Genomic DNA, 23,595 nt, shown 5'->3' with positions numbered 1-23,595 from the left:
GCTATCAATGCGGGCTATCTGGTCATTGATCTCAAAGACGGCATGTAATGCAGACCAGCCGCTTTACTCCGCAGATTAAAACGCCCGAAGTCTGGGCGTTTCCCTGGAACAAACCACGCCAGGCCGTTTCTGGCCTCGAAAGACCGCTTACCCGTGATGAATACGATCAGGGGCAAGCTGTTTTAATCAAAGTAAAAAACCTCTCCACCGATCTCCGCGAAATTTTTACAGGCCGCTATAAATTTCTGCTGAAAGAGCAGGGCGTTCACGCTGCACATAAATATCTGGTCTATACGTTGGGGCGCAGCATTCTGCCGCGTGTGGATGCAGTCAATTCTGCGCATGAAATGAATCTTAATGCCTCCATGAAGTTTATGTCTGAGGCAGACACCTATCACCGGCTGCCGAGCATGAGCGATAAACCTTTGCGCCGGTTCGCCCAGGACATCGCCGGACAACTGAAAGAAATCTATGAAGACCGCTGTGATCAGCTTCTTGCTCAGTACAACGGGGATAATTCGATTCTTTTTGAAGGTGATACCCAGTGCGAGCTGTACAGCGAAATCGCCGGTATGGCACAGGCTTTTAATGTCACGCCGATGTACTGGACAAGGTATTGCAAAGGAAAACTGGATGTCGTTTCCGCGATCGCTGCCATGTCGCGCCTGGTTAATCCGGATTGGTGGTTACGCCAGTTTAAAGGTCAGCGCACTCGTTGGCGTGAATGCTTGCTGATCGCCATCGGCAAGGTTAACCGTGACGCCTCTCCCTATGCCAGTAAGCAGGCTATCCGTGAAGTACGTGCGCGACGTCTTTCCAATCTCGACTATCTGAAAAGCTGCGACCTGGAAAACGTCGAAACCGGCGAGCGTTTCAGTCTGATCGACAAAGTGATGGCGAGTATTTCAAATCCTGAAATCCGCCGCATGGAACTAATGAGCACCATAGCCGGTACCGAAAAATATGCCGCTGCAAATGGCGACGTCGGCATGTTTTTGACGATTACCACCCCTTCTAAATATCACCCGACCCGCATGGTGGGTAAGGGCGATAAAAAGCGCGTTCAGCGAAATCATGCCTGGGACAAAGAAGCCTATACCCCGAAAGATGCGCAGCGTTATCTGTGCGGGATCTGGAGCAAAATGCGTACCGCGTTTAAGGATAGCGGCCTGTCTGTTTACGGGATGCGCGTTGTCGAACCTCATCACGACGCGACGCCGCACTGGCACATGATGCTATTCACCAAACCTGCCATGCGGCAGCCGGTGATCGATATCATGCGCAAATACGCCATGAAAGAAGACGGCGACGAACGCGGTGCAGCTAAAAACCGCTTTGACTGTAAGCACCTAAATCGCGGCGGCGCGGCTGGCTATATTGCCAAATACATAGCAAAGAACATCGACGGTTATGCACTGGAAGGCGAGCGCGACCACGAAACCGGCGAGTTGCTAACGGACTCCGCTGCTGCCGTTACTGCCTGGGCTGCTACCTGGCGGATCCCGCAGTTTCATCCTATCGGCCTGCCTACCATGGGTTCATACCGTGAATGCCGCCGCATCCGTTCTATCAATCTGACTGAAACCTTTGACGAAGAAGTGGAAGCCGTTCGCGCAGCTGCTGATGCCGGTGACTTTATGGCGTACATGTCAGCCCAGGGCGGCGCTAATGTCCCACGCGCCGCTCAGACTGTGCGTGTCGCCCGCCGCGTGGCTGATGAGCTGAACGCATACGATGAGGAAGTGAAAAAGGTTGTCGGTATTTTCGCGCCTCACCTCGGCGACTCTCGTGTTTATGAAACCCGTACAACACAATGGCGGATCGTTTCTTCTGCCGTTGACGTTGAGGTTTTGACCTTAAAAAGCGCCTCCGGCGCGCCTCGGAGTCCTGTCAATAACTGTGGGTTAGGTGGAAAGAAACAGGCCACTAATTGGCGTGATAGGCAGGTTGGGAGCACCGCTACGGCGTCCACTTCTGACAACCTGCGAGTTGTTGACTGGACAGACACATCCGCCGTGAGGGCGATTGTGGCACGCATTAGGGAGGAAACGCCGAGAGTCAGCAAGGCGCAGCGAAGTTTTGACCCAACAAAAGGGCGCGATGTTGCTCCATCAGCAAGATTGACTGCTGAAGAACGGGCGCGGTTGCCTCAGATTGAACAGGAATTGCTTAAAAACGATATCAAGGCTCAAAGATGGGAGCTGGAAGCGTTAACACGTGGTGCTCGTTTCCGGTTCGGCGATATCAACATGCATTTTGAAGTCGTTGAGGATTGGACTGAATTTAATTAGCTAAAGAACTAAGTTATAGGCAATGGGACTTGTCTAAGGCAAGTCCCATTGAACAATGGTTAATGTCGTATGTCTATGAACAGAAGTATCTTAATCGAAAGTCTATGTAGATCATAGATTTACAGGGCTACTAGCTCGGCGATTTTCTTTGCAACAACGGTAATTGAATCTTCTCCGGTGTCCAAACCACTTCGTGAGGCGAGTAAGGGGCTGACATTGCGAAGTTCCACATACGTCGTATTATGCACGATTGGAACGAGCTGATTTCCCGCCAATAGTGCCGAAAGCTCTTTGTCAGCTACACCCTCTTTTGGAAGTCCTTTAAGCAGCGCAGGGGTAACTAATACTAGTCCGATCCTCGAATTTGCTAAGCCCTTGTCGATGGCGCGCATCATAGGAACGCCGAGCCCAAGATCTTTCTCGCTGAACCAGACTTTGACACCAGCCGCTTCAAGCAAATCGTGAAGTTCCTTAGCAATACCTTGCCGATCGTCCCACGCATGGCACAGGAATACGTCACGTAGGTCAGGCTGTTCCGCTGCTCGCGTCTCGACAGTTTGCCTAATTGGTGTAAGTGACTGGATTTGTGCAGGCGTGTATAACACTGAAGAACCTGCTTTTGACCAGCGCGCTCTTGAACTACCGCTACTACCGCTACTACCGCTTCCATAGCTCCGTCCGCTACTACTCGGTGAGGAATAGGGCGAATCATAACTGTCATAGCGGTAACTACTGCGATAGCTACCGCGGCTACTGCATGCCGGGCAAGCTGCTGCATGCCGGGCAAGCTGCTGCTGCAGCTGATGAGTGATGCCCACGTACTGGGGCTGTGCATCTAGCCATAGTGTGTTTCTCCCATTTCAATTGTTCTTTCAAGTAGAGGTTTTGACAAAAATGATGTCCGTCATAAGCATTACAGGTGCTTAAATGCGGGCGCATAACTTCCATCCGGCTTTAGTTATCCACTAACTGCAACTAAATAAATTTCAATAATTTGAAAAATACTAATTATTGGGGTTGTTAATAAACTTTATAACCTGAATTTTTTGGAAAAAATCGACTAGATTTCATATTAGATCTGGCTTGATTTTCATTGGAAAAGTATTTTTTGATTTAAGCACTGAGTTGATAAAATGCACTAGAGCTATTTAATTAATAATTATTTAACAAGCTATATCTCCAATCAACTATACCTCAGTCAATTGCTCTTATCGGTATCGTATAAATAGACGGCACAGCCAAATAATGCCTATAGAAAGTAAGGCGGAAATAGCTATTGAGGTATCAACATACAGATCCAATGTCCCCTCAATATCCTGTATTCCGAAGAACTGCGCGAAACGCTGGATCTGGTTACCAGTAATAAAGTTGTCGATCACCTGTGTACTGATGATCATTAATACTACGAATGAAATCAAGTAGCCTAAGCCACAAGCGACATACTTAACCCACTTCATCCGAGTGTAACCCTGATCGTACCGTGTGCCTTAAGCGAAGACCCAGGTACACCGATCATTGAGGTACCCAGCAATGCAGTACGAAGATAATCAAAATCAGATTGTGATGTCATGGTAATACAGCCTTCACTGAGTCCCTTTGGTCCGATTGGATGAAGCCGGAAACTTCCACGTTTAACTCCTTCAATAAAAGTTTCATCATTTATCTTTCCGTCATCACGATAGAGCCCAAACCATGTATCTCTGTCAGTGCCGTAACCATATTTAAGGACAGCATTTCGTAAGCCGCCTAAGCGCCCCCCAGAGACGCGGCTGACAATAAAGTAACGCCCTGTAGGAAGTGGTCCCAGATCAGCAATATTAGTTAATGTTGGGTTATTTCGACCAACTAACTGGCCTGAGAAGGCAGGGAAATTGCCGACACCAGCACAACTCAGAATTGATGTTTCCATTCCATTTAATACATAGCTGCAGGTGATAGCCATTTAAGCTGTCACTCTTTCATTCCAGGCGTCGGCAAAAATTACGTTGCCGTCACAATATTTCCATGTGATTTTTTCATAGCGAAGCTCAACACTTTCGTTGTGGTTATGTTTCTCGAAGGCTGGGTTTTTGATGTGGTGCATTGTTGGGCAGATTGATACAATTTTAACGCCTTCGAGATACATGTTGAAGTACTCAACTTCCTGTCCTGCATCGTTGATTTTGTACCATTTAAACTCGGCAGATTGGAGGGTTTGGCCGGTGGCGGTTGCTTTGTAGAGATAAGGGCTAGAGCTGTCGAATTCTTTTTCAAAACCTAACGCCGCATGTATACGTGTGCCGGTGATCTTGCCTGTAGCCCCGTCAGTTGGAAGATGCAGAGAGTGCCCGAAACCTTGAATCTCAATTGAACCTTCACGTCCATTCACATCGACAGATCCTTTAATATCTGCTCCGCCGTCATCCTTCAACCATAAATACGCTGGTATAGCCATTGTTAACAACTCCTTATGTTTTGTAGGGAAAACATACACCCAAAAAACCACTTGAACAATATGGACTTTTACCGCAAGGCGGAGATTGCCTATTTTGCAGGCAAAGCATTCATGTGGTTGATAATTGCTATGCATAACATTCAGAAATATATGGAAATCATATCAGAAAAAACCTAGTATACTGTATAAATACACAGTTAAATGAGGTGGGAATGGAAGGATTACAAACGGCTGCATTGTTGGAGAGGATCGCGTTAATTGCCAAATTAGCCACATCTACAGATTGCGATCATGATGAACGTGAGATGGTTGCCATTTGGATTGCGGAAATGGCCGTAACCGCAAAAGAGGAGTTACTTGCCGTTATCTTTGATGTAAACGGTGCGGGCAAAATCCATTGATTTCGGTGCATAGCTCTTTGAGGGGCTATGCATGCATTACCTGCATGGTTTTGCATGATCCAGAAAGGATCAAAAAATGCCTGTTCGCCCCTATAGCTGGGCTTAGGGGCGCTATTAGTCATGCATTAAAAACAGTGAACCAAGTCAGAAGCGGGCAGGCGGGTAACATTGCGCGCGCTGAGGTGCCGCGTCATGAAAATGAACCAACCCCACTTTCCTAGACGGTCACGTGCCTCATAGACAAGGCACCCTTTGAGCACTGAATTGAAATTCTGTAAAGTGCTTATGGTCACTATCACTGCAATGTGCGTAATTGTGCGACGTTCTTGACATGAATTCGTCTTTTCAGCATCCTGTGATTTGTGCAATACGTGTACCGAACTTCTTCTCTGCGTTAACAATGGTATTTTGTTCTACATCATAAAAATACTAGCTTAGTAGTTATACCCTTTTAATGGGGGCGACCTTCTCGTGCTCACTGAACATTATTCTTACTCTGCATAAAGGACTACAAGATGTCTTATAGCGTGAACAATGCATTCATTACATTGATGAAAGAATTTGTTAATCTTACTGCTGATTCTAGCCAGGAAGGAAAAAAAAGTAGAAAGTGGCTTGTTGAGGAGCAAATAACAAAATTTCCAATAAATGATGATAAGTTCCCTCTTATGCAAACTAATTATAAAATGTGGTTCGGATCTTTTTCACGCCGGACAAAAATAAGAGAGTTGGACGATATCGATATGATGATCATTATGCACGCACAAGGGAGTTCGTATTATGATTATGGAAGTACTGTATATCTCTCACCCGGCGAGAATTCACGATTTTTAAACTACCTTGATGAGTCAGGACAGTGGATAAATTCTAGAAAAATCGTAAATAAATTTGTTTCATCACTTAAAGAGGTGCCACAGTATTCAAAAGCTGATAGCAAGCGGCAAGGAGAAGCTGCCACCCTTAAGCTACTTAGCCGAACCTGGAACTTTGATATCGTACCAGCCTTCAGTACTGTAGCAGAATCAGATGGCACAAATTTTTATCTAATCCCTGACGGATATGGTAACTGGAAAAAAACCGACCCAAGGATTGATAAAGATCGAACTACTCGCTTAAATCAGAAGCATAACGGCAAAGTTCTTAATGCCATTCGTCTTGTAAAATACTGGAAGAGAAAGCGTGGCGTGCCAGCAATCGGCTCTTATCTTTTAGAAACTATTTTACTTAACCGCTATGAAAATCTTTTTCAAGGTGAGATGAGTGACTGGGTTGACCGAGAATTCCCCCTTGCGCTGCGATCGCTCGCCAATGCTATATTGCTTCCTGTTTATGACCAGAAAAGTTTCCAGGGAGACATCAATAACTTGAGCTCAGATGAACGCTGGAAAGTATGGGAAAAAGCATCTACAGATGCAACTCTGGCTGAGGAGGCCATCGCTTTGGAGTTTAGTGATCCTTTAAAATCCGGAAAATATTGGCAACAGGTTCTGGGCAATGACTTTCCGATTGAGGAGGCATGATGAACAATTACTTTGAAAATCAGAATCATCCCGAGATGATAAAGTTACAAGCGGCACAGCGGGAACTATATTCATTGGTAAAAAAATATCTAGCATACAGCTTTTTGTTTGCCGTATTAGTTCCGACAGTAGCATCTGTCTTATATTTGATATTGAGCTTTTTTCCAAACTATACATTTCCATGGCTGAAAACCGCATTAACCGTTTACGGCTTTATAATGCTTTTCATCAACAATTTACTACTTAACCATATCAGCTCAATTAAAAAAAGGGCGGCACGTATCCAGGAAGAATTTGACACACGACTCTTCGCAATGGAATGGAATGACGTAGTAGCAGGCAAACGCCCTGGACCACATGAGTGGATTGAACCTGCTGACAAGCATCTGAAAAAAAATGGAAGTGCAGCTCTCACCGATTGGTATTTGAACTATTCAATTGCCTTACCCTCTTCAGTAATGACGTTGCTGTGTCAGAGCAAAAATCTAGGATGGGATGCACGTTTAAAAAAAATCATTTCGGATTTTCTTTCCATAATTTTAGTCATTAATGGCATTGTATTACTAATACTTTCAATTATTATTAACCCTCCTGCAGCGAATATATTTTCACTTATAGCCCTGTTGGCTCCGGTTTATCAGTTTTACTACCGTTATGTTAATGAAAATAAAAAATCAGTTGCCCGCGCTGATGAATTGCGTGAGAAGGTCGAATCACAACTTGATAAAATCACAGAGACAGGTTTTTTTGATGAAGCATCCCTAAAGAGACTATCAAGAAATATCCAGGATCAGATCTTCATATATCGTTCATCCGGCAACCCAGCTCCGGATAGGATGCATCGATATAACAGAATGAGAGATGAAGAACGCTATGACCGTATATTTGATACTTATTCAGAAAGAATGAAATTATTGGAGCCACTTATATGATCTGAATGGTGTCACGGTACACTTGACACTGAATATTGTAATTGAGAATAAAGTTTTCTCCAGTTCCATGAGCGCCAATACTGAGACTATCTCGAACAAATGGCCTCAGTATGCCCCGTTACATATGCTATCGGATACATTTACAACCATATATGTGCAGGCTGAATATTAACTCGTGATAAAATAGCATTTCTTTCCAGATCCAGTCTAACGCCCTGCTACATAACACTGTTAAAATAAGTCTTATAATAAAAACTAAGAGACAAAAGATTGTTTTAGCCCCGTTTCTCGGGGCTTTAGTCCTGCTCTGGCGTCAATTCATAAGAAGTAAACCTGATCACCTCCTCCCCAAACCACTCATTCAACTCCTTAAACCGTTCCTGCAATGGTGTCAGCTCATTGCGGACAAACACCTGCGATGCCTTCACCGAATCGCCAAACCCGCCGCTGTTCTCCGGAATAATGCCCATCATCTGCGGTGGAACGCGGTGCGCGCACAGCAAATCGTTCTGGCTGGCTTTCTTGATATTGAAGAAATCGTCTTTGGTAGCGACTTCACTCAGCGGCAAAATCTTAATGCCGTCCGGCTTACCGTTCGGTGCGTACATGAAAAGATTCCGGAAGTTGCCCAGACCTTTCGTGTCGCGCATCGCTTTACGCATCTGATCGATGTCGGAGCTGCTTTGTGCCGCGTCGGTCATGTACAGGATATATCCGGCGTGCGCACCGTTCTGGTAATACTTACGGCGGAACAGCGTGGCGGCCTCATTGAGCCAGGCAGAATTCAGGGCGCTGAGATATTCCGGCAGACCGTACAGCTCCTGATTAATGTCCGGTTCAATCAGATGAAATACGCTGCCTGTTTCAAACTGATGCGCATCCTTCCACTGCTGCACAAACCAGTAAGTATCTTGCTCAACCCCGCGTCGCGCATATTTAGCGGGCACCGTTTTCATCACCACGGCGTCGCCGAGCTGGTTACGGATCACTTCTAAAAACGCATTCCCGAATACCAGGTAATCCAGGGCAAACCGGCTGAATTCCTGCTGTGATAACAGCGGGTGCGGGACAAAGGTCGAGGCCAGGATATTACGTTTCACATACAGCGACGAACTGTGGTGAACAGCAGCCCGCAGCGTGCGAGCCAGTCCGTCAAAGCTGACCGGCGGCTCGTACCACTGGCCGTTCCCCGTACATTCGATGTAATCCAGAATTTCACGGCGGTCTAATACCGGCGTCGGGTCGCCAAAGCTGAACGCCTCCGCGCCGCTTGTCTGCTGCCCCGTTGCTGTAACGGTAGTTGATGCCGGTTTGCGGAATTTGCGCTTACTCATATTAATAAAACTCCAGGATGTTAGGGCTTTGGCCGCCGTTCGCAGCGGTCAGCGGCTCGTTAAGCAGTGCGTGCATGATTGCCCAGGCGACATCCGCGTGGCTGGCTTCCTCGCTGCGGCTGGCCTCGTAGGTGGAACGGCTGCCGCTGGCGGTCATGGTTTTGCGGATCGCCATGAATGACGACGTGATGTCTTTGTGGTTGGTGTCATATTCCAGGCGTCCGGACGTGATGGTGTCTTTTGCTTTCAACACCATTTTCGTTTTGGTTTCCGGGCTGTAGCGGATTTCCATCGCGGCGGGGAAGAACTGCCGGACAAGCTGGAAAACGCCCTGGCCGATACCGGTGGCGTCCACGCCGATATATTCCACGCAGTATCGTTTCGTTAACTCCTCAATGCTTTTCGCCTGGGCGGCAAAGTCCATGCCCTTCCACTGGTGGCGTTCCAGCACGCGGAATTTGCCCCCGTCCACCAGCGGCGGAGCCACCACGGCACAGCCTGCGCTGTCGCCGGTGTGAGACGGGTCGTAACCAATCCAGACGGCGCGATAACCAAACGGACGCAGGGCAAACGGGCTGAAATCCTCCCATTCCTCCGCACTCTCCACCATGCAGCGCTGCAGCTCGGCGAACGGGAACACGGACGCCTGGTCGTCAACAAACTCGCACATGAACAAGTTGCGGAAATCCTCGGCGCTGTTTTCCTGTTTCAGCGTGTCGATGTTGAACAGGTTGCAGCCACCGGCTAAAGCATCCTCAATCGTGACGATTTGCCGCCACTGTCCGTCGCCGCAAAGCTGGCCTTTAGCCAGGGCGTGATGGCTGATGTCCAGCTCAATCCTGTCATTGCGATCTTCCCGCCCCTTATTGAACAGTTCGCCTGACCAGAACGGGTACGCGCCGTGCGTCAGTGCTGACGGGGTGGAGAAATAGGTCGTGCGCAGATGTTCCTGCGAGGCCATGCCGCTGGCGACTTTGCGCAGCTTTTGGAAGTTCGGGATCCAAAAGATTTCATCCACGTACAGGTCGCCGTTATGGCTTTGGGCTGTGTTGGAGTTGGTGCCTAAGAAAATCAGCTTTGCGCCGTTGTTGCCGATCACAATCGGGTCGCCGGTCAGCTCGACATCCACCTGGCGGGCAAACTGAATGATGTATTCCCGGAACACGTAAGCCTGGGTTTTACTGGCTGAAAGAAAAATCTGGTTATGGCCGGTTGCCAGGGCGCGCAATAACGCCTCACGCGCAAAAAAGAACGTTGCGCCAATCTGGCGGGATTTGAGGATGTCGCGGATACGATGTTTAAGCCCCGCGTCATACCACACGCGCTGATACCGGAAGCACTGGGCAAGAAAAATATCCTCCAGTTTCTCTAGCGCTTCTTCACTGAAATAGTTCTTAGTCGGCTTCTTACGCTCCCCTTTGTTGCGGTTGGCGACGTTGGGATTCAAATCCACCTCGTTTCCGCTCTGGCTGTAGCGGTTCACCCTTGCCAGGCGCTCCATTAACCGGCCTAACGCCTCCATTTCCTTGTAATCCGCATTCCCTTTGACGTCTTTGGTGGTGAGCTGGATAAGACGCGCTTCCAGGCTGGATTCCACGCGGGAAATGGGCGCAACGTTGTCCCAGGCGTTACGGGTTTTCCAGCTCTGCACCGTCGGTAACTTTTGGTTCAGCATTTCCGCAATCTGACGCACAGAAAACCCCTGCCAGTAAAGCAGAGCCGCCTGTCGCCGTGGGTCGCTGATGATGGGGGAGTTTGTCATTTTCATGACTGCACGTTAACGGGCGGCACGCTGATTTTCCTGCTGCCCACGTTGTGCCATCGAGCATCAACCCGCCTCGGCTGGCGGTGTCGGGCATCTGTCGGGAAACTGGGATTTCTCAGCAGCACACACCGACTGGAGTCCGACACATGGCAACAAAAGCAAAGCGCTTTCGCATCTGTACCGAAGGTGCAACCACCGACGGGCGCGAAATCACCCGCGACTGGATTGAACAGATGGCAGCGACCTATGACCCGAAGGTCTACGGCGCACGCATCAACATGGAGCACATCAAGGGCTATTTCCCTGACAGTGCATTTCGCATGTACGGCGATGTCACCGGCGTCTATGCCGAAGAAGTGGCCGACGGTGCCCTGAAAGGCAAGCTGGCACTGTATGCCGATATCGACCCGACGCCTGATTTAGTGTCGATGGTGAAAGCCCGCCAGAAGGTTTACACCTCCATCGAAGTGAACCCCTCGTTTTCCGATACCGGCAAAGCCTATCTGATCGGCCTGGCCGTGACCGACAGCCCCGCCAGCCTCGGCACCGAGTACCTGCAATTCAGCGCGCAGGCACAGCAAAATCCGCTGGCGAGCCGCAAACAGGATGCTGGAAACCTCTTTACCGTCGCAGAAGAAACGGCGTTCGAATTTGAAGTCGAAAAACCGGCCGCGCCGTCACTGTTCTCCCGCGTGAAACAACTGCTCTCCAGCAAATCCGCCTCGGATGATGCCCGTTTTAAAGACGTGCATGACGCCGTGGAAGTGGTGGTGGAGCACGTCGAAACCGGCCTGAAAGCCAGCGATGAAAAGCTGTCCGCGCTGCAATCCTCACTGACGGAACGCCTGAACGCGCTGGAGCAAACCGCGAAAGATGACCGCGAACAATTCAGCACGCTCAAAGGCAAGCTGGAAAAGTCCGCGCCGCAGAGTTACACACAGCGCCCCGTTTCAAGCGGCGGCGGCAAGGGTGATGCAGCCAACTTCACCGACTGCTAAGCACGACGCTCGCGATTAACCCGTTAACCAATTTGGAAAAAAGCATGAAACAAACAACCCGTTTTCAATTTAACGCCTACCTGTCCCGCATTGCTGAACTGAACTCAGTGGACACCGGTGACCTGGATAAAAAATTCAGCGTGGAGCCGTCGGTAACGCAGACGCTGATGACCCGCGTGCAGGAATCCTCCGCGTTCCTGCAGATGATTAACATCGTGCCCGTGGATGAAATGAAGGGTGAAAAGGTCGGCGTGGGCGTGTCCGGTTCGATTGCAAGCACCGCAGACACCAGCGGTACCGGTGAACGCCAGACAGCTGACTTCAACACCCTGACCGCTGAGGGTTATGAGTGCCGCCAGACGAACTACGATTTCCATTTCCGTTACGCCACGCTCGATCTCTGGGCGCGCTATCAGGACTTCCAGGCGCGTTTACGTGACGCCATCGTGAAACGTCAGGCGCTGGATCGCATCACCATTGGCTTCAATGGCGTAAAGCGTGCGGCAACATCAGACCGCGCTAAATACCCGCTGTTGCAGGACGTGAACGTGGGCTGGCTGCAGAAGTACCGCAACAATGCGCCGGAACGCGTGATGGATAAGGTTACTGGTGAGGATGGCACCGTGACTTCTGAAATCGTCCGCGTCGGTGCTGACGGTGACTATGAAAATCTGGACGCGCTGGTGATGGACGCCACCAACGACATGATTGACCCGATTTATCAGGACGACACCGGCCTGGTGGTGATCTGCGGGCGTCAGCTGCTGGCGGACAAATACTTCCCGCTGGTGAACAGGGCGCAGGAGAACTCTGAAAGTCTTGCGGCGGATATGATTATCAGCCAGAAGCGCATCGGTAACTTACCGGCGGTGCGCGTACCTGCCTTCCCAGCCAATGCGCTCATGATCACCCGTCTGGATAATCTGTCCATTTACTGGCAGGACGGCACGCACCGCCGCCATATCGAAGAAGTGCCGAAGCGTGACCGTATCGAAAACTACGAATCCATCAATGAAGATTTTGTTGTGGAGGATTATCGCGGCGGCTGCCTGATCGAGAACATCAAGATCGGCAACTTCAAAGAAGTTAAGCCGGATTCAGCGTCCGAAGCAGTGGAATAAGGGGGACGTCATGATTAGCCCTTGCCGTCGTCACATGTTGCGACAGTCCGCCATCGTCGCCGCACAGCAGGCCGCCGGTCAGTTGACCCATGCCACCGGCTACGAACTGCAAATGCAAAAGCTCAATGCGGATAAACAGGCGCTGCATAAGCTCCAGTCCTTTCAGGCGAAAGCGGAATTGAAACGCAAGCTGCTCCCTGAATACGCCCCGTGGGTGTCGGGCGTACTCGCCGAAGGGAACGGCGCGCAGGATGCCATCCTGATGACCGTCATGATCTGGCGTATCGACGCCGGTGATATTGCCGGTGCGCTGAACATTGCACGCTACGCCTTTAAGCACCGGCTCGCCATGCCGTTCGGCACCCGCACCGCTGGCTGTGCGTTCACCGAGGAAGTGATCGACCAGGCTACGCGCGCCCGCGACGCCGGTGAACCGGTCAGCATTGAGCTGATGCTGGAGGTGCTGGAACTGACTGACGCTGAGGATATGCCCGATAAAGTCCGTGCCCAGTTGCACAAAATTATCGGCTATCTCTACCGCGACGGCGGCAAGGACGCGTTAGCCCTGGAACGCCTGAAAAATGCCTTAATTCTTGATAACAAATCAGGCGTTAAGAAAGACATTGAGCGCCTGGAATCCGCCATCAGAAAGGCATCCGGCAGCTAAAAGAATGCGCCCCGCGCAGGGCGGCACGCCAGCCGCGGCAGGTCTTTGACCTCGTTCAACGCTGGCGTCCACCGCCCCCCATTCAGAGGTCAACATGTCGTCTCTTGTTATACCTGCACCAAAGCCGGACGCCGCGACGGAACCCGCGATTAAAAACACCCATTTCTGGCCTGATGTCGATCCGGTTGAGCTGCGTGACACGCTGCGCCTGGAGGGCACGGTTACCGCTAAACGTCTGAGAACTGCCGCAAAGTTTGCCATGACCGAGGTAAATGCCGAGCTGTTCAGCTTTCGTGATGCGCAGATTTCGCAGGGCTATAAACGCCTGGCTGATGTTCCTGCCGATCATATTGATGATGAAAGCGTGAAGGTCTGCGCCTATCAGCGCGCCGTGGCGTCTATTGCGGCGGCCTTCCTGGCGGAGCGTTACCCGAATAACGACACCACGGACAAGGGCAGCAAAAAGGCCGAGATCGTGGAAAGTACGGTGGATGATTTATGGCGGGACGGGCGCAACGCGATCAGCGACGTCGCCGGTGTGTCTCACTGCATCATCGGGCTGCTCTGATGAAAGTCTATGCCGAACAGAGCGACACCTTAGATTCGCTTTGCTGGCGGTACTACGGGCGCACGGAATCGGTAGTTGAAAAAGTTTACGCGGCTAACGTTGGCTTAGCCGCTCAGGGGGCAATCCTGCCCCATGGCTACGCGGTGGAGCTGCCGGACATCACCCTGGCCGCAGTCAGTGAAACCGTCTCACTTTGGGACTGATGACCATGGAGCGCATCACCTCGTTTATCTGTTACTGCATTGCCGTGTTTCTGGCCTGGCTGGGTGGGATGTCTTATCAGGATATTGCCTTTTTAGTCGGTGCCGCCGTCGGCGTCGCCACCTTCCTGGTGAACTGGTACTACCGGCGCAAAACTTACCGCCTGCTGAAAGCTATGGGCATCAGAGGGGACATTAATGCCGCCATCAATCGTTAGACGCTGCGCCGTCGCCGCTGTCCTGGCGATTGCCGCGCTGCTGCCGCAAACGCCAACGTTGAAAACCTCCGCCGCCGGTCTGGCACTGATTACTGATTTTGAAGGCTGCCGCCTTTCCGCCTATCAGTGCAGCGCGGGCGTCTGGACAAACGGCATCGGGCACACCGCAGGCGTGAAACCGCAAACGCAAATCAGCCAACGTCAGGCCGCCGTTAACCTGGTGGAAGACGTGATGCGGGTGGAGAAAGGCATTGCCCGATGTATGCCGGTTGCCATGCCGCAGCCGGTGTATGACGCCGTGGTGTCCTTTGCCTTTAACGTCGGTGTGACGGCGGCGTGTAAGTCCACGCTGGCGTTTTTTATCAGCAAGGGGAAATGGCGAGACGCTTGCGAGCAGTTGCCGCGCTGGGTGTTTGTGAACGGTGTCCGCGTCACCGGCCTGGAGCGCCGCCGCGCGAATGAGCTGGCCTACTGCCTGCGGGGAGTCTGATGCGCGTTTTAATTTTATTACTGCTGGCAGCCTGCGCGCTGGCGGGACTGCAAACCTGGCGCATTGGTGGCCTGCATGATGAAGCCGAACAGGCGCAACGCATCATCGGCACGCTGTCCGCCGGTATTGAAAGCCGCGACAACGCCATTAATCGCCTGAGCGATGAAGCACTGAGGCGCGAACGCCAGGAACAAAGCCTGCGCACCCAGCTCTCACAGGCGGGTCAGTTAGCGCGGGATCGTGAAATTCACATTCAAAGGTTGCTCAATGAAAATCAGGAAATGCGCGACTGGTACGCTGCCCCTCTGCCTGATGGTATTAGCCGGATGCACGCGCGTCCCGCCTTTGCCAGCGCCGCAGATTATCTACATTGGCTGCCCGGCGGTAACCAGTTGCCCGATACCGGCAAGCTCACCGGCCACTAACGGCGACTTAAGCGCCGATGTCAGAAATCTGGAGGCCGCACTAACCGCCTGCGGCCTCCAGGTGGAAGCGGTCAAACAATGCCAGGAGGAACACCGTGTTAAAACCCGCACAGCTACGAAAAGCCCTGACTGACGCCGTGCCGGTGCTGCAAACCAGCCCCGACCAGCTGCGGATGTTTGTGGATAACGGGCGCATCGTTTCCACGTTAGCCAGCTCGCTGTCGTTTGAATACCAGTATCAGACCGAGCTGCTGATCACTAACTTTGCCCAGGACTGCGATCTGATCATTGTGCCGATTCTGGCCTGGCTGCGTGAGAATCAGCCGGACATCATGGCGACACCTGAAAAGCAGCAGACCGGCTTTAAATTCAAGGCCGATATGCTCGATGATGGTTCCTACGATATCGCGATTGACGTGCAGCTCACCGAGCGCGTGATCGTGAAACAGATTGATGCCGGTCTGTACGTGGAGCATTTTCCGGAACCGCCGCTGCCGGAGCCGGTGGAAAGGCCGCGTGAACTGTACCTGCACGGTGAGTTAGTGAGCCAGTGGCATGAGTGAGCTGTCAGCGTTTGATACCCGCCTGGCCGGATTGATTGCGGCGCTGTCACCGCAAAGCCGTAAGGCGATGGCGGCGACCATTGCGAAGCGTCTGCGCAAACATCAGCAGCAGCGCATTAAGCAGCAAGTTACGCCGGAAGGGCAGCCCTTCACCCCGCGCCGTCCGCAGCCGTTGCGGGCAAAGAAAGGCCGCATTAAGCGGGAAATGTTCGCCAGACTGCGCACGGCAAAATACATGAAGGCCAAAGGCACCGCTGACGACGCCGTGGTGGAATTCACCGGCCAGGTTCAGCGCATGGCAAAGGTGCATCAGTACGGGCTGCGGGATCGCCCGTCCGTCCGTGCAAAAGAAATGCAGTATCCGGCGCGCCCGCTGTTGGGGCTGGATGGGGAGGATATGAAGATTGTGGAAGATGAGATTATCAAAATTTTGCACGGAGTTGAATAAAGTGCAAATTCCATTTAACTTTCCATCCATCAAAGATATTATTTATGATCAATTATTGTCTTTTCTAATAAGTTAATGATCGAATCAAATCCTGAAAAATCGATGGATTTGTATTCCTTCTTTATTATTTTCTCGACAAAAACTTGCTTACTATAATGCATTGTATTGTCAGTATCATTATCAGGATGAAAAGTTTTACCGTCTAACTTTCTAGCAAGCAGCTCTTTAGTGAAAAAGTCTTCAATTTTGCTACTATTCTTATCATTAAGCAAAGGCGTTCTTATTAAATATAAATTACTAGTAATGAAATATATTCCGTCTCTGTCTTCGGACTCCTTGTACTTCCCATTTATTGCGTGAATTAAACCTTTAATTCCGTCATCATTGTCAGTAAGAATAATAACTGGGTTGTTGAGAGGGGGGCATTTATACTTTGACAATCTTGTAGCATAAGACTCGACGAATCTTTTAATTGCAGTGGTACCTGTAAGAAGATCTAGCAAATGGTTCACTAAGAAAGAAGCACCTAAGATCTGTATTTTTAGTGCCTTCTCTTTTTTCTTAATTTCAACTAAGTTAGGATATTTTTCATATCTTGATTTTATTGCATGCTTCAAATACACAACATCAGTTTTACCTTCGCAAATTACAATCGGCTTATCGTTAGCCACAAAATTTTTATAAAAAAGAAAATCCGAATACAATCTATCGCTAGCATCAAGAATAGGTATTCCTTTGCCGTCACGAGGGATGGTACTGTCAAAGTTTTTGTGTATAGTAATTTTTCTAGTGCTATAAATATAACTGAGCATTCCATTTAGTTGATTTTGCGTCCCTTCAATACTTTCCCCGTCAGGAAGCTTTATATAAAACTCATTTGTTCTGAATAACTCATGAGCCATTGATTTAGTCAAGCGTCTATAATCACTAGGTACATTGACGAATTTATTTACTACTAATCCCGTAACATCTTGCCTAGAGTCTTTGTATTGAAGTCTTGTTTTTGATTTGTTTATTATAAATCCACACTTGGTGATTTCTTTATGTAGTTTGTTTCCAACAACCCAATCTCCAAGTTCATCTTTGACTATATCGATAGGAAATTCTTTCCTATTTGTAGAAAATGTTAAATCATCCGCATAACGAGTGTAATTACAACTATTCTTAAATGCTAAACTTGCTAGTCGGATATCCAGAATATTAAGTATTAGATTTGAAATTACAGGAGAGCATGGACTTCCTTGTGGTAATCTACCTTCATGACAAGCAATCTGGGAAAAAACAGTTGCTGCTTTTTCATCCATGGAAAAATATTTATTTTTTATGAAAAAGCCACGAACACGACCAAAGTTTATAGTATTGAAAAAATCAGATAAATCAATATTGAATACGAGGTTTTTATTTCTATGTTGACTGGCATTAGTAATAATTGTTTTTCCTTTCACAAAACCATGTGATATTTTATTTCCACCATGTGTATTGTAAATCTCATCCAAGCATTCACTTAAATATCCAGCTAGTATCTTCTGCAAAGATTTTAGTTTTTCATTGGGTGCATTAATAATCCGTACCCCACCACTTTTTTTATAAATTTCAAAAGATTTATATTTATTCTTTGCGAAATATAAAGAGTAAGCAAGGTTCTTCGGTTCGCAACCCAAAAAATCTGCAACATCGCTGAGACTTTTTAAACTACGTATATCCGCTAGTTTTGACATAATATCCATATTAAAAATTGAGGGGAGGGGTCTATAAACACTCTTATCGCACTCATACGGCGACCCACCGGTGGCCATATTATTTCAACGCGGCGGTTGTCTCCAACCTTACTTTCACTTATCGCGATACGCGACACAAAATCTGTTTATAGACCAAGTTTTTTTTATCACTTCTATCCAATAAAATCAACGTTTTTCGAAACTTGATTGGGTAGCGGAAAGGTATGTTTTTATCTTTTTAATACCCTACGTTGTGCCACCCGCCATCAACTCGCCTCAAATTGTATGCCGCCTGACAGGGCGGCATTCTTTTATCCATGAATACATCCATCCCCAACAACGACATTCCGCGCCTGCTGCGCAATCTGATCCGCATTGGCACCGTTGCCGAGGTGGATTTAGAGGCGGGCACCTGTCGCGTGAACACCGGCGGCAACGTCACCGACTGGCTGCACTGGCTGACGTCCCGCGCGGGGCGCTCTCGTTCCTGGTGGGCACCGTCCGCCGGTGAACAGGTTGTGCTGTTCTGTCTGGGTGGTGAGCTGGATACCGCCTTTGTGATGCCTGGCATTTTTTCTAATAAATTTCCGGCACCCTCTGCGTCCGCCGATGCTGTACACGTCACTTTCCCTGATGGCGCGGTGATCGAATACGAACCAAAAACCGGCGCACTGCTGGCAACCGGCATCAAATCCGCCACGGTGAACGCCTCGGATAAGGTGGTTGTAACTGCTCCGCTGATCACCTGCACGGCGAAAACGCGCATCACGCTCGACACGCCGGAGGTGGTCTGCACAAACAAGCTCACCACCGGCACTATCGAAATCAAACAAGGCGGCACCATGACCGGCAATCTCACCCACTCGGGCGGCAGCATCACGTCAAACGGCATTGTCGTGCATACCCATAAACACGGCGGCGTCCAGACGGGCGGCGGTCAGACGCAGGTGCCTTCATGACTAACGCCAAATACATCGGCCTGGCTCGCGACACGGGGCGCAGCGTCGAAGACCTGGCACATATTCAGCAGTCGGTCAGCGACATTTTGCGCACGCCCGTCGGTTCCCGCGTCATGCGCCGTGACTATGGTTCACTGCTGTCTGAACTGACTGACCGCCCGCAGAATGCCGCGCTGCGCCTGCAAATCATGGCGGCCTGTTATAGCGCGATCCTCAAGTGGGAGCCACGCGTCAGCCTGACCGGCATCACCTTTGAAACGACGTTTGACGGAAAAGGCGTAGTGGATATCACCGGCATCCGCAAAGACACGTCCGCCGCCATTTCCTTAACCCTACCCGTGAGCTGAATTATGGCAACTATCGACCTGAGCCAGTTACCCGCCCCCGACGTGGTGGAGGTGCTGGATTACGAAATCCTCCTGGCGGAACGCAAAGCCACGCTGGTATCGCTTTACCCCGAAGACCAGCAGGCCGCCATCGCCCGCACATTGACCCTGGAGTCTGAACCGATTGTGAAGCTGCTGGAGGAGAACGCTTATCGCGAAGTGATCCTGCGTCAGCGGGTTAATGAAGCTGCGCAGGCGGTGATGCTGGCTTATGCCACCGGAACAGACCTGGACAATATCGCCGCCACGTTCAGCGTGGAACGCCTGACGATCACGCCTGCGGATACGGTCAGCGTGCCCGCCGTGGCGGCAGTCATGGAAAGCGATGCTGATTTGCGTATCCGTGCGCAGCAGGCTTTTGAAGGGCTGAGCGTGGCCGGTCCGATTGGTTCCTATGAGTATCACGGGCGCTCGGCTGATGGACGCGTGGCGGATATTTCGGTGATCAGTCCGTCGCCTGCCTGCGTGACGATTTCCGTGCTGGCACAGACCGGCAACGGCACCGCGCCCGCCGACCTGCTGGCGAAAGTGCAGGCCGCGCTCAATGATGAAAACGTGCGCCCCGTGGCTGACCGCGTGACCGTCCAGTCTGCCACCGTGGTCAGTTACACCATTGATGCCGTGCTGTATCTGTTCCCTGGTCCGGAAGCCGAACCCATCCGCGAAGCCGCCGAAGCCAAGCTTATCGCCTACACCACCGCGCAGCACCGTTTAGGCCGCGACATCCGGCTGTCCGCCATTTATGCCGCGCTGCACGTTGAAGGCGTGCAGCGGGTGGAGCTGAAAAGCCCCGCCGCTGACATCGAGCTGGATAAAACGCAGGCGTCATTCTGCACCGCTTACACCCTGAAAGTGGGCGGTTACGATGAGTGATCGCCTGCTGCCCGCCGGTTCCTCCGCGCTGGAGGTCGCCGCCGCCGACGCCTGCGCCGCGCTTGAAAACGTGCCGGTGCCGCTGCGGCAGCTTTGGGATCCGCTGACCTGTCCGGCAAAGTTTTTGCCGTACCTGGCGTGGGCGCTGTCGGTTGACCGCTGGGATGAAAACTGGCCTGTCGCCACCAAGCGCCGCGTCATTCAGTCGGCCTGGTTCATTCACTGCCACAAGGGAACCATCGGTGCCATCCGGCGCGTGGTGGAGCCGCTCGGCTACCTGATTAACGTGACCGAGTGGTGGGAAACGAATGACGAACCAGGGACGTTTCGCCTGGACATCGGCGTGCTGGAAACCGGCATCACCGAAGAAATGTATTTAGAAATGGAAAGGCTGATTGCTGACGCTAAACCTGCCAGCCGCCATCTCATCGGGCTGACCATCACCCAGGACATCAAAGGCGATGTTTACATCGGCGCGGCGCAATACCTTGGCGAACTGCTGACCGTTTACCCCGCATAAGAGGACGATATGAGCACATTTAAATCCGTTGTCACCACGCTCGGGCAGTCGCGCATTGCGGCAGCCATTGCGGCGGGAACTGACATCAACATTACGCAGCTTGCCGTCGGCGACGGCAACGGCAAGGCGACCACACCCGTCGCCACGCAGACCAAACTGGTTAAAGAGGTGTACCGCACGCCGCTCAATTCATTAAAGCTGGATCCGACTCATGGTAACTGGGTGATTGCTGAGGCGGTGATTTCTGCCAGCGTCGGCGGCTTCTGGATGCGTGAAATGGGGCTGTTTGCTGACGACGGTGCGCTGATTGCCGTCTGTAATATGGCGGACACGTACAAGCCAACTTTGGCGGAAGGTTCAGGCCGCACACAAACTTTACGCATGGTGATTGCCGTCAGCAACACCGAAGCTATCAGCCTGCTGATCGATGACTCGGTGATTATGGCGACTGAGCAGTATGTGAATGACCTGCTGGCGGCGCATGAAAAATCCCGTAACCATCCCGACGGTACGCTGACGGCAAAAGGTTTTGTGCAGCTTAACAGCTCGGTCAGCAGTACCAGCGAAACGCTGGCGGCGACGCCAAAGGCGGTAAAGACCGCCAATGACAATGCCAACACCCGCGTCCCTTCCACCCGCAAAGTAAATAACAAAGCGCTGAGTGCTGATATCACTTTGTCGGCGGCGGACGTCGGCGCGGTCAGTAATATTCTGGTGAACGTCGATAACGCCACGGTGAAGAAAATTTACGACCCGTCGATTGTTGCGCTGACCGGCGGCGTCACCCTGGCAGGCTTTTTTGATGATCACCCTTTGGGCGCGACCTTTCAGGCGGCGGATACGCTGATGACCTATCGCCGCTGGTATGACGCGGGGGCGGCGCTGACCCAGTATCTGCACTGCACAAGCGGCACAATTTACGTGCGCGTGGGGGTTGTCAGTAAAACGGATCCGACGGGATGGCAATGGCGTCAGACTGATGGTGTGCTGCCGTTCGGATGGCGCAAACTTTACGACACCGCCAACCCGCCGACGGCTTCTGAGGTGGGGGCGCTGCCCGTCGCTTCTGCCATTCTGGGCACCGCCAACATCAACACCTTTAACCTGGCAAAAATTGGCCTGTATGTGCAAAGCACCGGCGCGAATGCCACGGTAGCAAACGGCTATCCGGCAGGTTCGCAGGCGGCGGGCGTACTGGAAGTTATCCCCGCGTCCTGGACGGGCGGCGTATTGCAGCGTTACACGGTACAAAATACCGGCATGGTGTGGACGCGTGCGCTGAATGCTTCCTGGAATGGCAAAGACGGACCATGGCGCGACTGGGTGCAGGCCAGCGCCGTCAATTCCGTTAACGTCCCCACGTCTATTCTGACCGGCACGGATATTAATACGTTGGGTTTTGCCAGCGGCAATTCAGGCACGGCGATTTACTCGCAGCCTAAAAACGTCAATGCGACGGCGGCGCTGCATTACCCTCAAAGCATCGCGGGAACGTTGTACGTGACGCCAAGCGCCTACGGCTGTCAGCAGATGTATGTCACGTTCACCGGCAATATCTGGAATCGCGGATTGTCCGGTGACTGGAACGGTGTAGATGGTCCATGGAAGGAATGGGTGCCGACCTACAGCGCGAACAACAAACCCACTGCTGCTGATGTTGGTGCGTGGACGGCAGCGCAAAGTGCCGCCAGTGAAAAGGCGCTGTCTGATGAAATTGCAACGGCCTTTAAAATCCGCACGAACTTAACCGCAGCCGATACCCCGAACACCCTGCGCGGCAGCGGCATGTTCGGGCATTACGGCGTGCCAGGCGTTGCTGCGGCGACCACGGACAAAGGCTATCCGATGAACGGGTTTGTCGGCGTGATTTTCGTGACCTGGGGACCGAATGCGACGCAGCAAATTGCCTTTAACAGTAACGGGCGGCAGTTCACCCGCTACGCGACCGGAGCGTGGAACGGCGTTGATGGTCCATGGTCTGCCTGGAATGAAATGTACGGTCAGGCAAACAAGCCGACAGCTGGTGACGTTGGTGCGTTGCCATCGGGTGGCACAGCCGTCGCGGCCTCGAAACTCGCCACCGCACGCAAGATTTCCGGTGTGGCGTTTGATGGCACCAAAGACATTTCGCTGAATGCGGACAACGTTGGGGCTTTTCCCCGCGTTGGTGGTGATGTGAATGGGCGTGTGACGGCTAACTATTTACGCGGTATCAGCTCCGCCAATCCTGGTGAAGGCCAGGGAACCTATGTCGGGTGGAATGAGAGCGGCGGACAGGGCGAATCCAACTTTATTAACAACAAGGGCGGCGGCGTGGGTGGATTTGTTTTCCGCATCGTCAACCAGGCGAATTCAGCACAAACAGGATACGTCAGAATTTCCGGCACCGGCGACATTAGCGCGCAGGGTAACTTTTACACTGACGGTGGCGGGATTTATGAGATGGGGCAGCGCGTTTTCAGTCCCAATAACCGGCAGCCGGTCAATGCCAATACCGCCAACCTCGGCGGCGGCTGGTGGCGATGCGGTGATACCGGAATGATCAAGCAGTGGGGCGTCGTCAATAAAGGGAGTCGCGGCTGGTCTACGGTGAATTTCCCCATTCCCTTCCCGAATACCTGCGTCAACGTCCAGGTCACTGTCCTCAACGGCGGGAACGGCACCTTCAATGATAACTACGGCACGGCACAGATTATTAATAACATCGGTTTCACCTGCGGTCAGGACAGCGGCGGCAGTTACTGGGAAGCCACCGGCTGGTAAG

The 23,595-nt window shown here is 51.4% G+C and carries 26 protein-coding genes; 20 read left to right on the top strand and 6 right to left on the bottom strand.

All coding sequences use genetic code 11. The features are described from left to right. The first annotated feature begins 47 nt into the window (after positions 1 to 47). Positions 48 to 2,291 carry a replication endonuclease gene (locus CKQ54_RS25245; RefSeq protein ID WP_120164075.1) on the top strand — a complete coding sequence of 748 codons (2,244 nt, stop codon included), beginning with the start codon at positions 48 to 50 and terminating at the stop codon, positions 2,289 to 2,291. 119 nt (positions 2,292 to 2,410) lie between these two features. Here CKQ54_RS25245 and CKQ54_RS25240 read toward each other — a convergent pair whose 3' ends face one another. From CKQ54_RS25240 to CKQ54_RS25225, 3 genes are all read right to left on the bottom strand, one after another. After that, positions 2,411 to 2,896: a toll/interleukin-1 receptor domain-containing protein gene (locus CKQ54_RS25240; protein ID WP_244220299.1), complete on the bottom strand. Its 486-nt coding sequence runs from the start codon at positions 2,894 to 2,896 to the stop codon at positions 2,411 to 2,413. Between the two features lie 848 nt (positions 2,897 to 3,744). Next, on the bottom strand, positions 3,745 to 4,233 hold the full coding sequence (locus CKQ54_RS25230; RefSeq protein ID WP_120349721.1) for a DUF2778 domain-containing protein: 489 nt from the start codon (positions 4,231 to 4,233) through the stop codon (positions 3,745 to 3,747). Then, on the bottom strand, positions 4,234 to 4,725 hold the full coding sequence (locus tag CKQ54_RS25225; protein ID WP_047607110.1) for an Hcp family type VI secretion system effector: 492 nt from the start codon (positions 4,723 to 4,725) through the stop codon (positions 4,234 to 4,236). 212 nt (positions 4,726 to 4,937) lie between these two features. Here CKQ54_RS25225 and CKQ54_RS25220 point away from each other — a divergent pair, with 212 nt between their 5' ends. The 3 genes from CKQ54_RS25220 (at position 4,938) to CKQ54_RS25210 (ending at position 7,578) form a co-directional block, all read left to right on the top strand. Continuing rightward, positions 4,938 to 5,126 carry a hypothetical protein gene (locus CKQ54_RS25220; RefSeq protein ID WP_120164078.1) on the top strand — a complete coding sequence of 63 codons (189 nt, stop codon included), beginning with the start codon at positions 4,938 to 4,940 and terminating at the stop codon, positions 5,124 to 5,126. 515 nt (positions 5,127 to 5,641) lie between these two features. Next, entirely contained in the window at positions 5,642 to 6,646 is a 1,005-nt protein-coding gene (locus tag CKQ54_RS25215; protein ID WP_120164079.1) for a nucleotidyltransferase, read from the top strand. Beyond that, entirely contained in the window at positions 6,646 to 7,578 is a 933-nt protein-coding gene (locus CKQ54_RS25210) for an S-4TM family putative pore-forming effector (RefSeq protein ID WP_120164080.1), read from the top strand. Before CKQ54_RS25215 ends, CKQ54_RS25210 begins: the two co-directional genes overlap by 1 nt. Before the next feature lie 296 nt (positions 7,579 to 7,874). Here CKQ54_RS25210 and CKQ54_RS25205 read toward each other — a convergent pair whose 3' ends face one another. Beyond that, entirely contained in the window at positions 7,875 to 8,912 is a 1,038-nt protein-coding gene (locus CKQ54_RS25205; RefSeq protein ID WP_120164081.1) for a phage portal protein, read from the bottom strand. A gap of 1 nt (position 8,913) precedes the next feature. After that, entirely contained in the window at positions 8,914 to 10,680 is a 1,767-nt protein-coding gene (locus CKQ54_RS25200; protein WP_120164082.1) for a terminase ATPase subunit family protein, read from the bottom strand. Positions 10,681 to 10,823: 143 nt separating this feature from the next. On the opposite strand from CKQ54_RS25200, the gene CKQ54_RS25195 reads away from it, so the two are divergent. The 11 genes from CKQ54_RS25195 to CKQ54_RS25145 all read left to right on the top strand — a co-directional run bounded on the left by CKQ54_RS25195 (position 10,824) and on the right by CKQ54_RS25145 (position 16,375). Continuing rightward, complete coding sequence (locus tag CKQ54_RS25195) at positions 10,824 to 11,675, top strand: GPO family capsid scaffolding protein (RefSeq protein ID WP_120164083.1); 852 nt, start codon at positions 10,824 to 10,826, stop codon at positions 11,673 to 11,675. 44 nt (positions 11,676 to 11,719) lie between these two features. Then, positions 11,720 to 12,796 (top strand): phage major capsid protein, P2 family, encoded by a 1,077-nt coding sequence (locus CKQ54_RS25190; RefSeq protein WP_120164084.1) that lies wholly within the window; start codon positions 11,720 to 11,722, stop codon positions 12,794 to 12,796. Positions 12,797 to 12,806: 10 nt separating this feature from the next. Continuing rightward, on the top strand, positions 12,807 to 13,463 hold the full coding sequence (gene gpM, locus CKQ54_RS25185) for a phage terminase small subunit (protein WP_120164085.1): 657 nt from the start codon (positions 12,807 to 12,809) through the stop codon (positions 13,461 to 13,463). A 94-nt stretch (positions 13,464 to 13,557) separates the two neighbouring features. Then, complete coding sequence (locus tag CKQ54_RS25180; RefSeq protein ID WP_120164086.1) at positions 13,558 to 14,031, top strand: head completion/stabilization protein; 474 nt, start codon at positions 13,558 to 13,560, stop codon at positions 14,029 to 14,031. Continuing rightward, a complete protein-coding gene (locus tag CKQ54_RS25175; RefSeq protein ID WP_120164087.1) occupies positions 14,031 to 14,234 on the top strand; it encodes a tail protein X in 204 nt (67 codons plus the stop codon). Before CKQ54_RS25180 ends, CKQ54_RS25175 begins: the two co-directional genes overlap by 1 nt. A 5-nt stretch (positions 14,235 to 14,239) precedes the next feature. Continuing rightward, positions 14,240 to 14,449 (top strand): phage holin, encoded by a 210-nt coding sequence (locus tag CKQ54_RS25170; protein ID WP_120164091.1) that lies wholly within the window; start codon positions 14,240 to 14,242, stop codon positions 14,447 to 14,449. After that, positions 14,430 to 14,939 (top strand): lysozyme, encoded by a 510-nt coding sequence (locus tag CKQ54_RS25165; protein WP_120164088.1) that lies wholly within the window; start codon positions 14,430 to 14,432, stop codon positions 14,937 to 14,939. The genes CKQ54_RS25170 and CKQ54_RS25165 overlap by 20 nt, the downstream gene beginning before the upstream one ends. Further along, positions 14,939 to 15,364 carry an Rz-like lysis system protein LysB gene (gene lysB, locus CKQ54_RS25160; RefSeq protein ID WP_120164089.1) on the top strand — a complete coding sequence of 142 codons (426 nt, stop codon included), beginning with the start codon at positions 14,939 to 14,941 and terminating at the stop codon, positions 15,362 to 15,364. The genes CKQ54_RS25165 and lysB overlap by 1 nt, the downstream gene beginning before the upstream one ends. Beyond that, positions 15,252 to 15,497, top strand: a complete 246-nt coding sequence (gene lysC, locus CKQ54_RS25915; RefSeq protein WP_244220298.1) for an Rz1-like lysis system protein LysC — start codon at positions 15,252 to 15,254, stop codon at positions 15,495 to 15,497. Before lysB ends, lysC begins: the two co-directional genes overlap by 113 nt. Then, on the top strand, positions 15,460 to 15,927 hold the full coding sequence (locus tag CKQ54_RS25150; protein ID WP_104922614.1) for a phage tail protein: 468 nt from the start codon (positions 15,460 to 15,462) through the stop codon (positions 15,925 to 15,927). The genes lysC and CKQ54_RS25150 overlap by 38 nt, the downstream gene beginning before the upstream one ends. Beyond that, positions 15,920 to 16,375, top strand: coding sequence for a phage virion morphogenesis protein (locus CKQ54_RS25145; protein WP_120164090.1), 456 nt, complete (start codon positions 15,920 to 15,922; stop codon positions 16,373 to 16,375). The genes CKQ54_RS25150 and CKQ54_RS25145 overlap by 8 nt, the downstream gene beginning before the upstream one ends. A 38-nt stretch (positions 16,376 to 16,413) precedes the next feature. Here the strand turns inward: CKQ54_RS25145 and CKQ54_RS25140 are convergent, their stop codons facing one another. After that, positions 16,414 to 18,093 (bottom strand): retron Ec67 family RNA-directed DNA polymerase/endonuclease, encoded by a 1,680-nt coding sequence (locus CKQ54_RS25140; protein ID WP_167459689.1) that lies wholly within the window; start codon positions 18,091 to 18,093, stop codon positions 16,414 to 16,416. 317 nt (positions 18,094 to 18,410) lie between these two features. Between CKQ54_RS25140 and CKQ54_RS25135 the strand changes: the two genes are divergently transcribed. From CKQ54_RS25135 to CKQ54_RS25115, 5 genes are read left to right on the top strand one after another with little or no spacing between them, the layout of a single operon-like run. Then, the gene (locus CKQ54_RS25135) at positions 18,411 to 19,052 is read left to right on the top strand and encodes a phage baseplate assembly protein V (RefSeq protein ID WP_120164116.1); all 642 of its coding nucleotides are present in this window, start codon (positions 18,411 to 18,413) and stop codon (positions 19,050 to 19,052) included. After that, positions 19,049 to 19,399: a GPW/gp25 family protein gene (locus tag CKQ54_RS25130; RefSeq protein WP_120164115.1), complete on the top strand. Its 351-nt coding sequence runs from the start codon at positions 19,049 to 19,051 to the stop codon at positions 19,397 to 19,399. The genes CKQ54_RS25135 and CKQ54_RS25130 overlap by 4 nt, the downstream gene beginning before the upstream one ends. 3 nt (positions 19,400 to 19,402) lie before the next feature. Next, positions 19,403 to 20,311 carry a baseplate assembly protein gene (locus CKQ54_RS25125; protein WP_120164114.1) on the top strand — a complete coding sequence of 303 codons (909 nt, stop codon included), beginning with the start codon at positions 19,403 to 19,405 and terminating at the stop codon, positions 20,309 to 20,311. After that, positions 20,304 to 20,831, top strand: coding sequence for a phage tail protein I (locus tag CKQ54_RS25120; RefSeq protein WP_112286882.1), 528 nt, complete (start codon positions 20,304 to 20,306; stop codon positions 20,829 to 20,831). Before CKQ54_RS25125 ends, CKQ54_RS25120 begins: the two co-directional genes overlap by 8 nt. Positions 20,832 to 20,840: 9 nt before the next feature. Then, the gene (locus CKQ54_RS25115; protein ID WP_244220297.1) at positions 20,841 to 23,594 is read left to right on the top strand and encodes a phage tail-collar fiber domain-containing protein; all 2,754 of its coding nucleotides are present in this window, start codon (positions 20,841 to 20,843) and stop codon (positions 23,592 to 23,594) included. Position 23,595 lies beyond the last annotated feature (1 nt).

This window comes from Rahnella variigena (assembly GCF_003610915.1).
GTDB classification, from domain to species: domain Bacteria; phylum Pseudomonadota; class Gammaproteobacteria; order Enterobacterales; family Enterobacteriaceae; genus Rahnella; species Rahnella variigena.
Note: the sequence above shows the minus strand (reverse complement) of the source record. Positions and strands in the feature narration are given on the sequence as shown.